Below are 17,706 nucleotides of genomic sequence, written 5' to 3'. Positions count from 1 at the left end.
CCTGGCAATAGATTGACCCACCACAAGAACACAACAGGGGGCAGTCATGAGAGAGCGGATTACGCCACGTCGCCGGCTGGCGACAGGCGCGATGCTGGCATTGGTGCTGGGCATCGGCGCTGGCAATGTCGAGGCGGCGGTGGCCGCCGACGACTATTCGGTGGAATCGGCCAAGGCCAGCCAGAGCCTGCTGATCGGCGCCACCCATGCCGGGCAACGCCTGGTGGTGGTCGGTGATCGCGGCCACATCCTGTTCTCCGACGACCAGGGCAAGACCTGGACCCAAGCCCGGGTACCCACCCGGCAACTGCTCACCGGCGTGTTTTTCGTCGACGACAAGCGCGGCTGGGCCGTTGGCCATGACGCGCAGATCCTCGCCAGCAGCGACGGCGGCGCCACCTGGAGCAAGCAGTTCGAAGACTTGTCCCGTGAAGCCCCCTTGCTCGATGTGCGCTTCCTCGACCCGCAGCACGGCTTTGCCGTGGGCGCCTACGGTGCCTTGCTGGAAACGCTCGATGGCGGCCAGCACTGGCAGGACGTCGCCGAGCGCCTGGATAACCCCGACCAGCTGCACCTCAACGGTATCACCCAGGTGAAGGACGCCGGCCTGTTCATCGTCGGCGAGCAGGGCAGCATGTTCCGCTCCAGCGACAACGGCCAGAGCTGGACCAAGGTCCAGGGCCCCTACGAGGGCTCGCTGTTCGGCGTGATCGGCACCGCCCAGCCCAACACCCTGCTGGCCTACGGCCTGCGCGGCAACCTGTTCCGCTCCACCGATTTCGGCGACAGCTGGCAGCCGATCGCGCTCAAGGCTGAACGCGGCCCGCTCGAATTCGGCCTGGCAAGCGCTACGCTTCTCGAGGACGGCAGCCTGGTGCTGGTCGGCAACGGTGGCAGCGTGCTGCGCAGCCATGACGATGGCCAAACCTTCAGCGTGCGCAACCGCGCCGACCGCATCGCCCTGTCGGGCGTCAGCGGCCTGGGCGTCGGCGGCCTGCTGCTGGTTGGGCAAGGCGGCGTGCACCTGGCCTCGGCCGACGGCGTAGAGGAGGTGCGTCCATGACCAGCCGGGAGAGTTTCGACATGCAGCACAAGGACAAGGCCACCCTGCTGGAACGCCTGATCTTCAACAATCGTCCGGCGGTCATCGCCATCTGCCTGCTGGTCAGCGTGTTCCTGTTCTGGCAGGCCACGCAGATCCGCCCGTCCACCAGTTTCGAGAAGATGATCCCGCTGCAGCACCCGTTCATCGAGCAGATGATGGAGCACCGCAACGACCTGGCCAACCTCGGCAACACCGTGCGCGTGTCGGTCGAGGCGGTCAACGGCGACATTTTCGACAAGGACTACATGGAGACCCTGCGCCAGATCCATGACGAGGTGTTCTACATCCCCGGTGTCGATCGCGCGGGCCTCAAGTCGCTGTGGAGCCCCAGCGTGCGCTGGAGCGAGGTCACCGAAGAGGGCTTCTCCGGCGGCGAGGTCATCCCCAACACCTACAACGGCTCCCAGGACAGCCTCGACACGCTGCGCGACAACGTGCTCAAGTCCGGCCAGGTCGGGCGCCTGGTGGCCAACAACTTCAAGTCGAGCATCATCGACATCCCGCTGCTGGAAAGCCACCCCGACCCACAGGATCCGGGCAAGCAGGTCAAGCTCGACTACCAGCAGTTCTCGCACCAGCTCGAGGAGAAGATCCGCGACAAGTTCCAGGCGCAGAACCCCAACGTGAAGATCCACATCGTCGGCTTCGCCAAGAAGGTCGGCGACCTGATCGACGGCCTGGTGATGGTGGCGCTGTTCTTCGGCGTGGCGCTGCTGATCACCTGGGCGCTGCTGTACTGGTTCACCTGGTGCATCCGCAGCACCATCGCCGTGCTGGTCACCACCCTGGTGGCGGTGGTCTGGCAGCTGGGGCTGATGCATGCGGTGGGCTTCGGCCTGGACCCGTACTCGATGCTGGTACCCTTCCTGATCTTCGCCATCGGCATCTCCCACGGGGTGCAGAAGATCAACGGCATCGCCTTGCAGTCCAGCGACGCCGACAACGCCCTGACCGCCGCGCGGCGCACCTTCCGCCAGCTGTTCCTGCCGGGGATGATCGCCATCCTCGCCGATGCGGTGGGTTTCATTACCCTGCTGATCATCGATATCGGGGTGATCCGCGAGCTGGCCATCGGCGCCTCGATCGGCGTGGCGGTGATCGTGTTCACCAACCTGATCCTGCTGCCGGTGGCGATCAGCTACGTCGGCATCAGCCAGAAAGCCATCGCCCGCAGCAAGAAGGACGCCACCTGTGAACACCCGTTCTGGCGCCTGCTGTCCAACTTCGCCAGCGCCAAGGTGGCGCCGGTGTCGGTGGTGCTGGCGCTGCTGGCCTTCGCCGGCGGCCTCTGGTACAGCCAGAACCTGAAGATCGGCGACCTCGACCAGGGCGCCCCGGAGCTGCGCCCGGACTCGCGCTACAACCAGGACAATAGCTTCATCATCAGCAACTACTCGACCAGTTCCGATGTGTTGGTGATCATGGTCAAGACCCCGGCCGAGAGTTGCTCGATCCACTCGACCATGGCACCGATCGACGCGTTGATGTGGACCATGGACAACACCCCGGGGGTGCAGTCGACCATCTCCCTGGTGACCGTGTCCAAGCAGGTCATCAAGGGCATGAACGAGGGCAGCCTGAAGTGGGAAACGCTGTCGCGCAACCCGGACATCCTCAACAACTCCATCGCCCGTGCCGACGGCCTGTACAACGCCGACTGCTCGCTGGCGCCGGTGCTGGTGTTCCTCAACGACCACAAGGCCGAAACCCTGGAGCGGGTCACCGCCGCGGCCAAGGCCTTCGCCGACAGCCACAACAAGGATGGCCTGCAGTTCCTCCTGGCGGCCGGTAACGCCGGCATCGAGGCGGCCACCAACGAGGTGATCAAGTCGGCCGAGCTGACCATCCTGATCCTGGTGTACATCTGCGTGGCGGTGATGTGCATGATCACCTTCCGCTCCTTCGCCGCGACGCTGTGCATCGTCCTGCCGCTGGTGCTGACCTCGGTGCTGGGCAACGCGCTGATGGCGTTCATGGGGATCGGCGTCAAGGTCGCCACGCTGCCGGTGGTGGCGCTGGGCGTGGGTATCGGCGTGGACTACGGCATCTACATCTACAGCCGCCTGGAAAGCTTCCTGCGTGCTGGTCTGCCGCTGCAGGAGGCCTACTACGAAACCCTGCGCTCCACCGGCAAGGCGGTGCTGTTCACCGGCCTGTGCCTGGCCATCGGCGTGTGCACCTGGATCTTCTCGGCGATCAAGTTCCAGGCCGACATGGGCCTGATGCTGACCTTCATGCTGCTGTGGAACATGTTCGGTGCACTGTGGCTGTTGCCGGCGCTGGCGCGGTTCCTGATCAAGCCGGCCAAGCTGGCAGGCAAGGAGGGCGGGTCGATCTTCGCCCATTGAGTGTCGCCAGGATCGCAGGTCATGCCTGCTCCCACGATGTGCTTGGCGTGGGAGCGGGCATGACCTGCGATTGCGTATAATGGTGGCATTTGTCTGAAATGGTACTGCCATGACCACCCTCGCCACCGCCCTCGAATCCTGCGACATGCTGCTGATCGACGGCCTGCACGCTTTCGATTTCACCTTCGACGAATCCGGCCTGAGCATCGAATGCATGGACGGTCGCCAACTGCGCCGCTGGACCTTCAGCCCCGACCAGGTCGCCGCCGCCACCGGCACGGGCGATGACTGGAGCCTGGCCAGTGACGAAGGCGAGCATCGTCTAGTCTGTATGAGTGCTTTTCGTGCCCCGGATGAAGAAGACGATGAACAGGAAATGGACACGCCTGCTGACCGCTAGCCTCATGGCTTTGTCAGTCAACGCCCAGGCCGCCACGTTGCTGGTGGGCAGCTACACCGACAACGGCAGCGAAGGAATCTACCGCTACGACTTCAATTCCCACACTGGTCAGATCGACGCCATACCCCGACAGGTGGTCAAGAGCGTCAGCCCTTCGTGGCTGGTGCTGTCGGCTGACCAGCGCCAGTTGTTCGCGGTCAATGAAACGCCCCAGGGCCAGGTCAGCAGTTTCTCGCTGGGCAAAAATGGCGAGATCAAAGCGTTGAACCAGGTCCCCAGCCTGGGCGACGAGCCGACCCACGCCAGCCTCAGCCACGACCAGCGCTACCTGTTCGTCGCCAACTACGCGGTGGCACCCGACCCGGGTGGCAGCCTGGTGGTGATCCCGGTGGCCAGGGATGGCAAGCTCAAGCCTGCGGTGCAGCAGGCCCGGCATACGCCGAGCAAGGTCAATCCCGAGCGCCAGGCCAGTGCCCATGTGCATTCGCTGGTGCTGTCGCCCGATGGCCGCCACCTGTACGCCTGCGACCTGGGCGCGGACAAAGTGTTCATCTACCGCTACGACGGCGCCAGCCCCGAGCATCCGCTGAGCCCGGCTATACCGCCGTCGGTGGATCTGCCGCCAGGTAGCGGCCCGCGCCACCTGCTGTTCGATGCCAAGGGTCGACATGCCTACCTGACGCTGGAAATGAGCGCCGAGGTGGTGGTGTTCGATGTGCGTGACGGTGCTTTGACCGAGCGCCAGCGCCTGCCGCTGACCGAGCGCCAGGAGGCGCAGGCGAAGGCCGCTGGCGGTCTGCACCTGTCGGCCGATGGGCGTTTCCTGTATGTCAGCAATCGCGGTACCGCCAACGAGATCGTGGTGTATGCGGTGGGCAAGGACGACGGCCAGCTGACCTTGCTGCAGCGGCGCTCGGTGGAGGGCGATCATCCCCGCGAGTTCGCCCTCGATCCGGATGGCAACTACCTGCTGGTGGCGAACCAGAAAAGCAACCAGATCGTGGTCCTGCGCCGCGACCCGCGCAACGGCAAGCTCGGTGACACCGTGCAGAAGCTTGAGCAGCCGGCGCCTTCGGACCTCAAGTTTGTCGAGTAAACGTGTAGGAGCGGCCTTGTGTCGCGAAAGGGCCGCAGCGCGGCCCCAGGGTTTCAGCGTGAAAGCAGAAATCGCTGGGGGCTGCTGTGCAGCCCTATCGCGACACAAGGCCGCTCCTACAGGGCGCGCGTCCTATTATCGATAGGCGTAATAATCGCTACTGCCGCAATGAATTTCAGCAGGCGCCCCCATCGGCGTAAGTTTTGACCCAAGGCCCCGACGGGGCAATGTCAAAACCACCGATGTCGAGGTCCGCCCACATGAACTTCAATCTCTTCCCGGTCATCGCCGCTTCCGCCATTTCCGCTTCGGTTGTCCTGCCCGCTCACGCCCAGCTGGAGCAGGGCGGCAAGGTCGCCAACACCCACAGCTACACGCAAAAGTACTTGCAGCAGAGCGCGCATTTCCATGCCGCGCTGAGCAAGCATTCCCATTGAGTGTAAAGCCGTTGGTAATAGCACAACGCCATGTGATTTAATTTGACGCTAAATTTTTGACTCTCCGAAGGGGCAGAGCATGATGTGGCGTATCACGGCGGTTGTGTTGTTGCTGATGTCCGCGCCGATCCTGGCGCTGTGACAGCGTTTCATTTGGCCATGACGGCTTTGAACAAGGCTGAATCCAGCCACCCTTGCAGCCAGCTGCGCAGTCGCGGATAAGCCGCCTCGGCGAACCATTCGGGTTCGACCCCGGCAAACTGGCGCATCAACGGCAGCAGCGCGGCGTCGGCCAGACTTGGGTGGTTGGCAAACAGGAAGGCGCGGTCGGCGAGCAGGTTTTCCAGCTCGGCCAGCCAGGCCTCGGCCTGTTGTCGATAATGCTCCCGGGCATGTTCGGGATAGCGTTCGGCATACTTGTACAAGTTCACCTGCGCCTTGAACGTACTGTCGTTGCGGGCGATCAGCGCATCGGCCTGGCGCGCCGCGACCGGGTCGGCCAGCAGGCGCCAATCCTCGGGGTCGTGTCGCTCGAGCGCCCAGCGCATGATGTCCAGGCTCTCTTCCAGCACCCCGGCACCGCTGTCGAGCACCGGCACCGTGCCCTTGGGCGACAGTGCCAGCAGCTCGGCCGGCTTTTCCTTCATCTTCACTTCGACCACCTGCACCGCGCACCCGGCGTAGCGCAGGGCCAGGCGCGCGCGCATGGCCCAGGGGCAGCGGCGGAACGAGTAAAGAATCACCCACACACCTCGACATCGCTCAGGCCGTTGCCCTGGCGGCGTACCTGGATCTGCACCGGGATGCGCTCGTGCATTTCCTGTACGTGGGAGATCACTGCCACCTTGCGGCCCTGGGCCTGCAGGCCGTCCAGGGCGTCCATGGCCAGTTGCAGCGACTCGGGGTCGAGGCTGCCGAAGCCCTCGTCGATGAACAGCGATTCGATACGCAAGGTGCTCGACGCCATCGACGCCAGGCCCAAGGCCAGGGCCAGGGAGACCAGGAAGGTCTCGCCGCCCGACAACGAATGCACCGAGCGCAGTTCGTCGCCCATCTCGGTGTCCAGCACCAGCAGGCCCAGGGCGCTGCCACCGCGCTTGAGGCGATAGCGCCTGGCCAACTGGCGCAGCTGGCTGTTGGCGTGGTGCAGCAGCAGGTCAAGGTTGTAACCCTGAGCGATCTTGCGGAACACGTCGCCCGAGGCCGAGCCGATCAGCTGGTTCAGGCGGGCCCAGCGTTGCCATTGCAGGCGTGCTGTTTCGATCTGTTCGGCGAGGGCCTGGCTGGCCTGTTGGCGGCGCTGATCCTCGGCCTGTCGGGCGCGCAGTTCGGCACATTGCTGCTCTTGGGCCGGCAACTGCGCGACCAGCTCGGCGAGGGCCGATTCCAGGGCTTCGACGGGCAGTTCATCATGGGCCTGGGCGGTGTGTTGCTGCAGCTGCTGCTCACGCTCCCCTAGCAGCACGCGGCCTTGCTCGACGGCTTTTTCAGCGGCCTGCAGGCGTTGGCGCAGTTCGCCCACCTGGCTGTCGTCGATGGCCAGCAGGCGCTCCAGGCCTGCGTCGTCCAGCTCTGGGTGTTCGCTGCGCCACTGGGCGATGTCGCCCTGCAGCTGCTGATGCTCCTGCTCCAGTGCCTGCTGGCGCTGCTGGTTGGCCTTGAGCTCGCCGGCCAGTTGCACGCCCTGGGTGTGCAGCGCTTGCAGTTGTCGAGCGCTGTCAGCCTCGGCGGCGCGGGCCTGTTCCAGCTGGCTGTCCATGTGCTGTTGCCAGGCTTCGGCGCTGGGCTGTTCACCGAGCAGCTCGCCCAGGGTGGCCTGGGCCTGGCGGCGTTGTTCGTCCAGCGCGGCGAGCTTCTGTTGCAGCTGCTGCTGGCTGTGCAGGCGGGCCTGTTGCTGATCGCGCTGTTTGTCCAGCTGGGTCTGGCGAGCCTGTTGTTCTTCCAGCTCGTCCTTGCGCAGGTCGAGTTGCTGGCGACGTTGGGCAATCTGCTGGTCGAGGCCGAGGAAGGCGTTGGCCGGGTCGTCGCGCAGGGCCTGGAGAATCTCTGGGGGCAGCACGCTTTGGAGGCTTTCGAGGGCTTGCGCAAGTTGTTGCTCGTCGGCGGCCAGGGCCTGGTGCTGCTGGTCGAGGTGGCGCTGGGCCTGTTGCTGGGCTTCGCTGGCGGCCTGCAATTGCTGGGTGAGGCGGGCAGCATCCTTGTGCAGGGCGAGCAGGGCGCCCTGGCGTTTCTCGTCGCTGTCGATCTCCTCGCCAAGGCGGCGCAGCTGGCTGTCGAGCCACTTGCCACGGGCGCTGTCGTCCTGCGGCGCCAGCGCTGGCCACAGGGCATGCGCCTGAACCTGCTCAAGCACGGTCTGGAGCTGTTCGCCCAACTGCTGCTGTTGCTGCTGGTAATCCTTGAGCTGGGCATTGACCACGCCCAGCTGGGTGCGCAGCTCCACCAACCTGGTATTGAGCTGTTCGACCTGCTGCTGCGCCGCGGCTTCCTCGGCCTGGTCGTGGCGCCCAAGGCTGTGCAGCAGCGCTTCGGGCTGATGGAACGGGTGTTCGGCGCTGCCGCAAACCGGGCAGGGCTCGCCGTCGCGCAGTTGCGCGCGCAGTTCCTCGACGCTGGTGTTGCGCGCCAGGCGCTGGCGCTCGAGCAACTGGCGGGTCAGGGTCAAGGCTTGTTCGGCACTTTCCAGTTCGGCCTTGGCCGCCGTGCCTTCGCCGATCAGTTGCTGGCGTTGCTGCATGGCCTGCTGCTGGCGTTCGTGCAGTGCGTCGAGGTTGGCGCGCAGTTCCCTTTCGCGGCCATGCAGGCGCGACAGTTCCTCGACCGCGCGCTGCTGCTTGCGGTTGTCCTGGAGCATGCTGCCGAGCAGGTCGATCTGCTCGGCCAGCGCCTGGGGTTCGGCCCCCGCCTCGCGGAACAGCAACTCGAAGTGCTCGCGCTGGGCTTGCAGCTGGGCGTTGGCCTGGCTGGCCTGGGCCTGCAGGCCGGGTAGTTCCTCGCGGCCCTGGGCCAGGCGGCCGCCAATCAGCATCACCTGCTTGAGTTGCGGCAGGTAGGCCTGCCAGGCGTCGGCCAGGGTGCCAAGCAGTTCGCTTTCAGCCAGGGCGCTGTCGATCCGGGCCAGTTGCTGCAGGCTGCGTTGCTGGTTGTCTTCAAGTTGCTGCAACTGCTGGCGGGCTGTATCGACGTCCTGTTCGGCCTGGGTGCAGGCTTGGCGTTGCTCGGCAAGTTCGCTGTCCAGGCGCGCCAGGTCGCCCTGGGCGGCAAAGGCCTGGCGCAGGCGCGGGGCGTTTGCGCCATGCAGGGCCTGGTGCTGGACCAGTTGCTGGCGGGCTGTTTCCAGGGCTTGTTGCAGCGCGTCGGTGTGTTGCTGCAGTTCGGTTTGTTGGCGCTGTTGCTGGTCGATATCGGCCAGCACGGGAGCCAGTTGCCCGGCCAGGTGCTGCTGGCGGTGGAACTGGTGACGCTGGGGCGCCAGGCGTTCCAGGCGTTGCAGGTCGACGCGTTGTTCGGCCAGTTGCTGCCACTGGTGTTGCGCATCGTGCAGCGCCGTGCCGGCTTCGCTGTGCTGGGCCTGCAGGCGCTGCTGTTCGGCAAGCCAGGTGCGCTGCTGTTCCAGCTGGCGCTGGCGTGCCTGCTCGGCCTTGAACTGCTGCTGGGCCTGTGCCAGCGCCTGGTCGAGGGCGGCGCGGGCTTCGGCCTCCATCGGCAGCAGGTGCTCGGCCTGCTTTTTCAGGTCGTTGTGAACCTCGCCGGTTTCCCGTGCCTTGCTGAAGGCCCGTTGGCCAAGGCGGGTGTAGATCGCGGTGTTGGTGAGCTTTTCCAGCAGTTCGCTGCGCTCACGGTCGTCGGCCTTGAGGAAGGCGCCGAACTCGCTCTGGGCCAGCATCACCGCACGGGTGAACTGCTCGAAGTTCAGGCCCAGGCGGGCTTCGACCAGTTGCTTGTATTCGTTCTTGCCACTGCCCAGCAGTTGCTCGCTGTCCAGGTCGTAGAGGCTCTGGCGGCTGTTCTGCAACTTGCCGGTGGCCTTCTCGCGGGCGCGGTTGGCCTCCCAGCGGGCACGGTAGCGGCGCCCGTCGATTCCGACGAAATCCACTTCGGCGAAGCCGCTGCCGGTACCGCGGCGCAGCAGGTTGCGGGGGTCGGAGGTGGGGATGTCGCCGTCGGCATCGGGCACCTTGGCTTCCCGGGCGATGTCGTTGAGCCGCGGCACGCTGCCGAACAGCGCCAGGCACAGGGCGTCGAGCAGGGTGCTCTTGCCGGCGCCGGTGGGCCCGGTGATGGCGAACAGGCCCGCGCTGGCCAGGGGCTCGGCGGTGAAGTCGATGTCGATGGGGCCGGCAAGGGAGGCCAGGTTCTTCAAGCGGATGGCGAGAATCTTCATGGCTGTTCCTCTTCTTGCAGCACGTCTTGCAGCAACTCGGCGAAGTCGGCCAGGGCCTGCTCGTCGGCGGCGTTGCCGTAGGCCTGCTCCCAGGCGCGGCCAAACAGGTCTTGCGGGGTCATCTGGGCCAGCTCGACGAACGCCTGCTCGTCGTCCTCCTGGCGCCCGGGGCCGGCGTACTCGGCGCTGATGCGCACCAGGCGCACGGCCTTGCCCTGCAGGGCGGTCTCGATCTGCTGGCGCAGGTCCGGTTGCGGTTCGTCCAGGCGCACCCGTACCTCCAGCCAGGGCTGGCGGTTGGGGTCTTCGAGCAGGTCGATCATCGGCAGCTGGGCGAGCTGTTCGAGCAGTTCGCCCAGCGGCGCCGGGCCGACCCGTTGCAGGGCCACGGCGCGGGGGACCAGGCGCGCCTCGACGCTGACCAGCTCGCTGCCCTGCAGCTCCACTTCCAGCACTTGGTGCGGGTAGTTGATCTCGGCGAACGACAGCGGGATCGGCGCGCCGCTGTAGCGGATGCGCTGCTCGCGGTTGACCTGCTGTGGCTTGTGCAGGTGGCCGAGGGCGACATAGCTGATGGCCTTGTCGAACAGCCGCGCCGGCAGCGCCTCGGCATTGCCGATGATCAGGCTGCGCTCGGAGTCCTCGCTGATGCTGCCGCCGGCCATGTGCGCGTGGCTGACGGCGACCAGTGCCTGGTCCTTCTTGCGGACTTTTTGCGCGGCGCCGATCAGTTGCTCGTGCACCTGGGTGATGCCCTTGAGGTAATCGTCGCCCAGGGCCGGGCCGGTGACTTCGGCCGGGCGCAGGAAGGGCAGGGCCAGGCACCAGGCGCAGACCTTGCCACGGGCATTGGTCAGCGGAATCAGCAGGCGCTCGGCGTCCAGCTGGCCTTCATCGAGCCAGTGCACACGGCCCAGGGCATGGGTGCGCAGGCGGCGCATCAGCGGCGCCGGCAGCTCGATGCGCGAGCCGGAATCGTGGTTGCCGGCGATCATCACGATGTCCAGCTTGGGCTGTTGTTCGTGGGCCTGGACGATGAAGTCGTAGAGCCGTTCCTGGGCTTTGACCGGCGGGTTGACGGTGTCGAAGATGTCGCCGGCGATCAGCAGGGCGTCGGGCTGGCGCAGGCGCAGCTGGCCGAGCAGCCAGTCGAGGAAGCAGGCGTGTTCGAAGTCGCGTTCCTGGCCGTGCAGGCTTTGGCCCAGGTGCCAGTCGGAGGTGTGAAACAGACGCATGGTTGACCTGTGGTTTGTCGAATCAGGCAAGCCGCCGCGTGTCATGAATGGGCTCGCGCAAGGGCGCGTATGGTAACCCAAGTCGGCCTTGGGCATCGGCGTCGGCATGGCCGCTTGTTGGATATTCCCGCGAATGGTTAAATATTTTGAAACAAGGATGTTTCATGAAGCCCCGCATCGCGTCCGCGCCAATCCCTTTCGCATCGTCGTCCCGGACACCATCGTCCCTGGCGCGCTTGCGCGTGGGCCGAGGGTTTCAGTAACCATGCGCGTGGTGGCAGGGATGCTGTCGCCGTGTGAGACCTGCTTTATCGAATGTCTAAGGATCTGCAATGGAAAGTATTCCCCAAACCCAAGCCCCGGCCGACCTGAGCCGCTACAAGCCGAAATGGCAGGAGCGTTTCGCTTTCTTCGAGCACAGCGGCGGCCCTCGTGACCCACGCTTCAAGCAAGCCTTCAAGGCACTGCCGCTGGGCAAGCGCCTGCTGATCAACATGAACTGGCTGGCGTTCTTCTTCGGGCCGATCTACCTGTTCGTGCTTGGCCTGTGGAAGAAGAACCTGGCGTTGCTGGGGATTTCGGTGCTTGTGGGGGTGGCGCTGGGCTTTTACGAAGGCATCACCGGCACTGAGCTGCCACGCGCCGTGGACACCGGCGTGAACTGTGGCCTGGCGGCGTTGTGGGCCACCGTGACCAACTACGCCTACTACCTCAAGGAGGTCAAGGGCCAGCAAGGCTGGAACCCGTTCGAGAAGTAATCGCCACCCCCAGGGCGGCGCTGCTCGCGCCATGCCTGGCCGCAGGCGGGCGCTCATTACCGACGCGGTGATGAGCGCCCGTTTCATTTCGGATATAGCGGCGGCAGGTTGCCGGTTTCCCCGGCCGGTGTCAGCACCTGTTCGGCGGGCGGGATGGTGCCGATCGCCCGCCACAGCTCATCGCCATGCCAATACTGGCCACTCTCGCTGTACAACGCCCCATTCAACCCATCCAGCGCATCGGACAACGGCACGAAACGCGCCGCCATCTCGGCCAGGGTTTCTGGCTGCTGCCGTGCCCAGGCGTCCAGCGCCTGGCGCGTGGCCTGCGGGTCGTTGGCCTGGCAGGCGCGCTTGAGGTCGTCGAGCAGGGTCCGCGGGCTTGGGCCGCTCTGCGCGGCGCGCAACACTGCCGGTTGCGAGCGGGCACGCCACCACAGGGCGAAGCCGGCCAGGGTGGTCAGGGCCAGCACCAGCGTGGCCAGTTGCCAAGGCCAGAGCAGGGCGTTGCCGACGCGGCTGTCGCCCACTGGGGTTTCCGCGCTCAGGGCCGGATTGTCCTGCACATCCAGGGTGCGTGCCGGCAGGCTGCTGTGTTCCAGATGATCCTCGCGGGTGTTCCACCAGGTGAGCTCCAGCGCTGGCAGCGCCAGTTGGCCGCTGTGGGTCGGCACCAGTGCCTCGCGCTCCTCGCGGTTGGCGATCATGCCGCGCTCGCTGATTTCGTTGCGCAGCAGCGGTTGGTCCGGATAGCGGCGCAGGCCGACGGCCTCGGTAGCCGGCAACGGCGGCAACTGGGTGCTCGACAGGCCCTCGGCGCGCAGGGTGACGTTGCGGGTCAGCGAGTCGCCGATTTGCGTGGCTTGCCGGGCCGGGTCGGGGTTCCAGTGTTCTTCCAGGGTCAGGCTGCGCGCCGGCAGCCATGGGCGGTCGGCCGGGTAGCCGGCAGGGATCGGCTTGACCTCCAGGCGCAACGGCAGCGAGCTGACCTGCACCTGGCGCCCGACCCGCGGCGTGCCGGCGGGCTGTTCGCCGTTGTCGGCGGCGGTGGCGGTGAACTTCAGTGGCGGCACTTCGAGCGGGCCGCTCTGTTGCGGGTAGAGCGCGTAGCGGGTTTCGATCACGCCATGGCGTACGCCATTGATGTCTTTTTCGTAGGTGCGCGATTCACCCAGCGGGTCGACCTTGGCGTTTTCCAGCTGTAGCGGGCTGAGGCTGCTGTCATCGTACAGCGCCACCGAGTGGTAGATGCGCAGGGTCAGCACGGCCTGGGCCTGGACATACACGACATTGCTGTCGAGGGTGGCCTCGATGAACACCTGGGAGGCCACGTCCGGGCGCTGGCTGTCGGCCTGCTGCACCTGCAGCTCGATCGGCTGGCTGCGGGCCTGCCCCAGTTGCAGTGGCGCGATGCTCAGGCTGCCGCTGCGCCGTGGTAGCAGGGTGATGATCCAGCGGGTGCTGGCGCGGGTTTCGCCGTCCAGGCTGTGCAGGCTGTTGAGCTGGCGCGTGCCGCGCACTTCGAAGTCGCTTTCCAGGGCGCGCAGGTCGGGCTTGCCGAACTGGGTCACGTCCTGGCTCTCGAGGGTCAGTTCCAGGGTTTCGCCGGCCTCCAGGCGCGTGCGGTCGACACTGGCCTGCAGGGTAGGTTCGGCCTGGGCCGCGAGGCTCCACAGCAGGCCAAGGAGACAGACGCCGAGGCGACTCATCGTGGGGTTTCCTGATGCAATTGCTGTTCGTACCAGAATTTGCGCCGCAGCAGCTCTGCCGGGTTGTCGGGAATCTCCCGCAGCCATTGTTCCAGGGCCTGGCGCTGTTCGGCGTCGAGGCTGGTGGAGAGCGGCCGCTGTGGCGGCTGGGTGACGCTGTCATCGTCGCCGCCGGTGTTGCCGGGCGGTGCCTGGGTGTTGCCGTTGCTGTCGCCGGAAGCCTGGGCCTGGGCCTGCTCGTCGCTGCCGGGCGTGCCCTGGGGCTGGCTGCTGGCCGAGCTGCTGTTGCCCTCGGTGTCGTTGCCCGGGCTGCCCTGGGCATCGGCGTCGGCGGGTTGCTCCTGGGCCTTGGCCTGGCGTTGCTGCAACAGTTGCTGGACCAGCGCCTGGTTGTCCAGCGCAGGCTTGAGCTCGGGCTGGCGCTCCAGGGCTTGCTCGTAGGCGTCCAGCGCCGCTTCCAGCTCACCGGCGCGGGCCAGGGCATTGCCTCGATTGTAGTGCGCGGCGGCGCTACTGCCTTGGGCGAAGGCCGCTGCCGCGCCTTCGAAGTCGCCGGCCTGGTACAGGGCCATGCCGCGCCATTGTGGGTCTGCGAAGTGCCTGGCGGCGGCGGTCGGTTGTTGCCGTTCGAGCAGCCGTTGGCCCTGCTGGTCCGGGCGCAGCCACAGGTCGTTGAACTCGAAGGCCTGGCTCGGCTGCGGCAGCGCCAGCAGCAGCGGCAGGCAGAACAACCAGCCGCGCCGGCCGGCGCAGGCGGCGAGCAGCAACAGGGGCAGCAGCAACCAGTATCCCTGGTCGGCCCAGCTGTCCAGTTGCAAGGTCTGGCCGTCGTTGTGCAGCAGGCGCGGGTTGTCGAACAGCCCCAGGCCACGCAGGTCGAGGTCGTCGATGCGGGCATGGCGGTAGCGCCCGCCGGTGCCGCTGATGAAAGCCTTGAGCGAGGCGCTGTCCAGGCGCGGCACGAGGATGGCGCCTTGCGCGTCCTTCAGGTACTCGCCGTTGGCCTGGCGCACCGGCGCGCCCTCGGCACTGCCGATACCCAGCATCAACAGGCTTGGGCCCTGGCGACCCAGGGCCTGGAGGATGCCGGCGCGTTCCTGCTCGCTCAGTGCCGAGCCGATCAGCAGCAGGCGGCCTTGGCCCAGGCCGCTCTGGGCCAGCAAGGCCAGGCCTTTGCGCACGGCCAGGTCAGCCCGCTGGCCGGGCTGCGGCATGATCGAAGGGTCGATCGCCTCGAGCAGGTTGCGGGTGGTGCCCAGGTCGTCGGACAGCGGTACCAGGGTATGGGCGGAGCCGGCATAGACGATCAGCGCGGTCTGGCTGTCACGGCGGTGCTCGAGCAGGTCGAGCACCTTGCGTCGGGCCTGCTCCAGGCGATTGGGCGCGCTGTCCTCGGCGAGCATCTGCGGCGTCAGCTCGAGCAGGATCACCAACGGGTCGGCCGGGCGTTGGCGGGTTTCTTCCAGGCGCTGCCAGCTTGGCCCGAGCAGCGCCAGCACTACCAGCAGCCAGGCCAGGCCCAGGGCGATCCAGGGCAGTTTGCCGCTGCCGCCGCGCCCGCCGCCGAGCAGCACGGCGTGGAACGGCTGCGGCAGGATCAACTGCCAACGCCCGGCGCGCTTGCGCCGGTGCCAGAGTTTGAACAGCAGCCAGCCGAGCAGCGGCACCGCCAGTAGCCAGAGCGGGCGCAACCATTGTGGCCAGAGGTCGATCATCGTCGCCTCCTCAGGCGCAGGCGCTTGAGGCGCTGGCGCCATTCCGGGTGCGGTTGCAGGAAGCGCGGCTTGCGCAGCAGGCGTTGCAGCAGGTTGTCCGGCCACTGCACGGCCACCACCAAGAGCACGCTGAGCAACAACGCCAGGCCCAGTGGCCAGGCATACAGCTCGGTGGCGGTGCGCGCCTGGGTGGGTTGCTGGGCCACCGGCTCCAACTGGTCGAGGGTGTCGCCGATGGCGCCCAGTTCGGCGCCGTCGTGGGCGCGGAAATAGCTGCCATGGGTGATGTCGGCGATCTCCTTGAGCGCGGCTTCGTCCAGGTCCAGGCTTGGGTTCAGCCCGAGTAGGCCGGGGGTGCCGCTGGCCTCGGGGTTGGCGCCGATGCCGATGGTGTAGATGCGCACGCCTTCCTGAGCGGCCAGGCGCGCGGCGGTCAGCGGGTGGATCTGCCCGCCGTTGTTGGCGCCGTCGGTGATCAGGATCAGCACCCGGCTCTGCGCGGGGCGCTGGCGCAGGCGCTTGAGCGCCAGGCCAATGGCGTCGCCGATGGCGGTGTTCTTGCCGGCGATGCCGATCTGCGCTTCGTCGAGGAAGGTGCGCACGGTGCGTCGGTCGAAGGTCAGCGGTGCCTGCAGGTAGGCCTGGCTGCCGAACAGGATCAGGCCGACCCGGTCGCCCTGGCGGTCCTGGAGAAAATCACCCATCAGCGCCTTGACCAGGTCCAGGCGGCTGATTTCATCGTTTTGCCACTGCATGTCGGGGAAGTCCATGGACCCGGACACATCCACTGCCACCAGCAGGTCGCGGCCGCTGGCCGACACCGGTACCGGCTCGCCCAGCCACTGCGGTCGCGCCGCAGCCAGCAGCAGGAGCAGCCAGATCAGCAGGAACGGCGCCTGCTGGCGCCAGGTCGGCAGGTTCAGCCGCGCGCGCCGCCCGGCCAGGCCTTCGAGCTCATCGAGAAAGCCCACCTTGAGCACCGGCTCGCCACTGTCGGCGGCGGGCAGCAGCAAGCGCGCCAGCCAGGGCAGCGGTAGCAGCAGGAAGAGCCACGGCCAGGCCAGTTCAAACATGCTTGCGGATCCAGGTGTCGACCGCCTGGGCAAGCCCGGCGATGGCCTTGTCGTCGAGCTTGCACTCGGGCTTGTAGGCGCCTTCGACCAGCACCATCCAGCGGGTCAGACCGGCGGCCGGGCAGCGGTTGTCGAGAAACGCCAGCCACTGGCGGCCATTGAGGGTGTGGCTGTTGGCGCCGGGGTAGTGGTTGCGGCACAAGCGCTTGAGCAAGGCGTTGATCTGCTGCAGCCAGGCGCCGGCCGGGGCGCCATCGTAAGGGCGTGGCAGCCGGGCGAGCTCGGCCAGGGCTTCGACGCGCACCGGGTCCAGGGGCTGTTCGGCGCGCACCACCCGGGCCTTGCGTGGGCGCCAGTGGCGCAGGCGCCACAGGCCCCAGCCGAGCAACGGCAGCAGGGCGAGCAGCAGCCACCAGCCCGGAGCAGGTGGCCACAGGCTGATTGCCTGCGGGGCGATCAGCGGCTGCAACTGGTCGAGCGGGTTCATCGCTGGCCGCCCTTCATGATGCGTTCCGTGGGCGTTGCGCGTTCAGGTACTCGCGCAGTTGTTCGATCATGTCGCTCTGGGTGCTCAGCGGCATCAGCACCACGCGCAGCTTCTGCGCCAGCAGCTCCCAGCGCTCGATGCGCGCCTCGGCTTGCTGGCGGTAGGCCTGGCGCAGGTTGGCGTCGAGGGTGTCGAGCTCCAACTGCGCGCTGCGCTGGGCGAAGCGCAGCAGGCCGGCGGCGGGCAGGGCGTGGTCGAGGGGGTCGCTGACCGGCATCAGCAGCACGTCGCAATGGCGCGAGAGCATCGCCAGGTGCTGCTCGACGCTGGCGCTGAGGGCGCGTTCGTCGCAGATGACGATGGCCAGGCTGCCTGGGCGCAGCACTTCGCGCGCCCGGCGCAGGGCCAGGCCGAGGCTGTCGGGTTGCGGCACGGCTTCGGTGTGCAGGGCCTGGTTGACCTTGGCCAGGCGGTTGAGCAATTGCAGCAGGCTCTGCTTGCTGCGCCGTGGCTTGATCTCCAGGTGGTCGTTGTCGCCGAACACCAGGCCGCCGATGCGGTCGTTGTGGCCTAGCGCTGCCCAGCCAAACAGCGCCGCGGCCTGGGCGGCGAGCACCGACTTGAACATCAGCCCGGAGCCGAAGAACAGCCGCTGGCTCTGCTCGACCATGATGAAGATCGGTCGTTCGCGCTCTTCGTGGAACAGCTTGGTGTGCGGCTCCTGGGTGCGGGCGGTGACGCGCCAGTCGATGTTGCGCACGTCGTCGCCGGCCTGGTACACGCGCACCTGGTCGAAGTCGACGCCGCGCCCGCGCAGCCGGGAGTGGTGCAGGCCGACCAGCGGGCTGCGCTGGCCGGGGCGCGAGAACAGCTGGATCTCGCGCACGCGGTGACGCATGTCGATCAGCTCGGCGAGGCCGATGCGGATGCCGGGTTCGGCCACGTGCGCGGTGGGCATG

General features: G+C 66.9%; 14 protein-coding genes. 6 read left to right on the top strand and 8 right to left on the bottom strand.

What is annotated here, in order from left to right:
• The first annotated feature begins 46 nt into the window (after positions 1–46).
• From KSS95_RS19755 to KSS95_RS19735, 5 genes are all read left to right on the top strand, one after another.
• Positions 47–1,063 carry a WD40/YVTN/BNR-like repeat-containing protein gene (locus KSS95_RS19755; RefSeq protein ID WP_217848916.1) on the top strand — a complete coding sequence of 339 codons (1,017 nt, stop codon included), beginning with the start codon at positions 47–49 and terminating at the stop codon, positions 1,061–1,063.
• Positions 1,060–3,453 carry an efflux RND transporter permease subunit gene (locus tag KSS95_RS19750; protein WP_217848914.1) on the top strand — a complete coding sequence of 798 codons (2,394 nt, stop codon included), beginning with the start codon at positions 1,060–1,062 and terminating at the stop codon, positions 3,451–3,453. The genes KSS95_RS19755 and KSS95_RS19750 overlap by 4 nt, the downstream gene beginning before the upstream one ends.
• A 109-nt stretch (positions 3,454–3,562) precedes the next feature.
• On the top strand, positions 3,563–3,853 hold the full coding sequence (locus KSS95_RS19745; protein ID WP_217848913.1) for a DUF5629 family protein: 291 nt from the start codon (positions 3,563–3,565) through the stop codon (positions 3,851–3,853).
• Positions 3,819–4,949 (top strand): lactonase family protein, encoded by a 1,131-nt coding sequence (locus KSS95_RS19740; protein ID WP_217848911.1) that lies wholly within the window; start codon positions 3,819–3,821, stop codon positions 4,947–4,949. The genes KSS95_RS19745 and KSS95_RS19740 overlap by 35 nt, the downstream gene beginning before the upstream one ends.
• 260 nt (positions 4,950–5,209) lie before the next feature.
• Positions 5,210–5,386, top strand: a complete 177-nt coding sequence (locus KSS95_RS19735) for a hypothetical protein (protein WP_217848909.1) — start codon at positions 5,210–5,212, stop codon at positions 5,384–5,386.
• 149 nt (positions 5,387–5,535) lie between these two features.
• Here the strand turns inward: KSS95_RS19735 and KSS95_RS19730 are convergent, their stop codons facing one another.
• Genes KSS95_RS19730 through KSS95_RS19720 form a run of 3 tightly spaced genes read right to left on the bottom strand, consistent with a single transcriptional unit; the run spans position 5,536 to position 11,005 of the window.
• The gene (locus KSS95_RS19730; RefSeq protein ID WP_217854042.1) at positions 5,536–6,129 is read right to left on the bottom strand and encodes a glutathione S-transferase; all 594 of its coding nucleotides are present in this window, start codon (positions 6,127–6,129) and stop codon (positions 5,536–5,538) included.
• A complete protein-coding gene (locus KSS95_RS19725; RefSeq protein ID WP_217848907.1) occupies positions 6,126–9,770 on the bottom strand; it encodes an AAA family ATPase in 3,645 nt (1,214 codons plus the stop codon). The genes KSS95_RS19730 and KSS95_RS19725 overlap by 4 nt, the downstream gene beginning before the upstream one ends.
• Complete coding sequence (locus tag KSS95_RS19720; protein WP_217848905.1) at positions 9,767–11,005, bottom strand: exonuclease SbcCD subunit D C-terminal domain-containing protein; 1,239 nt, start codon at positions 11,003–11,005, stop codon at positions 9,767–9,769. Before KSS95_RS19720 ends, KSS95_RS19725 begins: the two co-directional genes overlap by 4 nt.
• A gap of 332 nt (positions 11,006–11,337) precedes the next feature.
• On the opposite strand from KSS95_RS19720, the gene KSS95_RS19715 reads away from it, so the two are divergent.
• Positions 11,338–11,763: a DUF2628 domain-containing protein gene (locus KSS95_RS19715; RefSeq protein ID WP_217848903.1), complete on the top strand. Its 426-nt coding sequence runs from the start codon at positions 11,338–11,340 to the stop codon at positions 11,761–11,763.
• Positions 11,764–11,846: 83 nt separating this feature from the next.
• Here the strand turns inward: KSS95_RS19715 and KSS95_RS19710 are convergent, their stop codons facing one another.
• The 5 genes from KSS95_RS19710 to KSS95_RS19690 are packed head-to-tail and all read right to left on the bottom strand — an operon-like array spanning position 11,847 to position 17,705.
• On the bottom strand, positions 11,847–13,472 hold the full coding sequence (locus tag KSS95_RS19710; protein WP_217848901.1) for a BatD family protein: 1,626 nt from the start codon (positions 13,470–13,472) through the stop codon (positions 11,847–11,849).
• Entirely contained in the window at positions 13,469–15,187 is a 1,719-nt protein-coding gene (locus KSS95_RS19705) for a vWA domain-containing protein (protein ID WP_217848899.1), read from the bottom strand. The genes KSS95_RS19710 and KSS95_RS19705 overlap by 4 nt, the downstream gene beginning before the upstream one ends.
• Positions 15,184–16,260, bottom strand: coding sequence for a vWA domain-containing protein (locus KSS95_RS19700; RefSeq protein WP_217848897.1), 1,077 nt, complete (start codon positions 16,258–16,260; stop codon positions 15,184–15,186). Before KSS95_RS19700 ends, KSS95_RS19705 begins: the two co-directional genes overlap by 4 nt.
• The gene (locus KSS95_RS19695) at positions 16,253–16,747 is read right to left on the bottom strand and encodes a DUF4381 domain-containing protein (RefSeq protein WP_217848895.1); all 495 of its coding nucleotides are present in this window, start codon (positions 16,745–16,747) and stop codon (positions 16,253–16,255) included. Before KSS95_RS19695 ends, KSS95_RS19700 begins: the two co-directional genes overlap by 8 nt.
• 13 nt (positions 16,748–16,760) lie before the next feature.
• Entirely contained in the window at positions 16,761–17,705 is a 945-nt protein-coding gene (locus KSS95_RS19690) for a DUF58 domain-containing protein (RefSeq protein WP_217848893.1), read from the bottom strand.
• Position 17,706 lies beyond the last annotated feature (1 nt).

The organism is Pseudomonas muyukensis, assembly GCF_019139535.1.
Lineage (GTDB): Bacteria > Pseudomonadota > Gammaproteobacteria > Pseudomonadales > Pseudomonadaceae > Aquipseudomonas > Aquipseudomonas muyukensis.
This window is presented reverse-complemented; position numbering and strand designations above follow the sequence as displayed.

What these genes read in the sequence shown, in the direction of transcription:
- KSS95_RS19735 (WP_217848909.1), top strand. Translation starts at nt 5,210, where the DNA reads ATGAACTTCAATCTCTTCCCGGTCATCGCCGCTTCCGCCATTTCCGCT.
- KSS95_RS19750 (WP_217848914.1), top strand. Translation starts at nt 1,060, where the DNA reads ATGACCAGCCGGGAGAGTTTCGACATGCAGCACAAGGACAAGGCCACC.
- KSS95_RS19755 (WP_217848916.1), top strand. Translation starts at nt 47, where the DNA reads ATGAGAGAGCGGATTACGCCACGTCGCCGGCTGGCGACAGGCGCGATG.
- KSS95_RS19700 (WP_217848897.1), bottom strand. Translation starts at nt 16,260, where the DNA reads ATGTTTGAACTGGCCTGGCCGTGGCTCTTCCTGCTGCTACCGCTGCCC.
- KSS95_RS19740 (WP_217848911.1), top strand. Translation starts at nt 3,819, where the DNA reads ATGAACAGGAAATGGACACGCCTGCTGACCGCTAGCCTCATGGCTTTG.
- KSS95_RS19695 (WP_217848895.1), bottom strand. Translation starts at nt 16,747, where the DNA reads ATGAACCCGCTCGACCAGTTGCAGCCGCTGATCGCCCCGCAGGCAATC.
- KSS95_RS19720 (WP_217848905.1), bottom strand. Translation starts at nt 11,005, where the DNA reads ATGCGTCTGTTTCACACCTCCGACTGGCACCTGGGCCAAAGCCTGCAC.
- KSS95_RS19705 (WP_217848899.1), bottom strand. Translation starts at nt 15,187, where the DNA reads ATGATCGACCTCTGGCCACAATGGTTGCGCCCGCTCTGGCTACTGGCG.
- KSS95_RS19690 (WP_217848893.1), bottom strand. Translation starts at nt 17,705, where the DNA reads ATGCCCACCGCGCACGTGGCCGAACCCGGCATCCGCATCGGCCTCGCC.
- KSS95_RS19710 (WP_217848901.1), bottom strand. Translation starts at nt 13,472, where the DNA reads ATGAGTCGCCTCGGCGTCTGTCTCCTTGGCCTGCTGTGGAGCCTCGCG.
- KSS95_RS19715 (WP_217848903.1), top strand. Translation starts at nt 11,338, where the DNA reads ATGGAAAGTATTCCCCAAACCCAAGCCCCGGCCGACCTGAGCCGCTAC.
- KSS95_RS19725 (WP_217848907.1), bottom strand. Translation starts at nt 9,770, where the DNA reads ATGAAGATTCTCGCCATCCGCTTGAAGAACCTGGCCTCCCTTGCCGGC.
- KSS95_RS19745 (WP_217848913.1), top strand. Translation starts at nt 3,563, where the DNA reads ATGACCACCCTCGCCACCGCCCTCGAATCCTGCGACATGCTGCTGATC.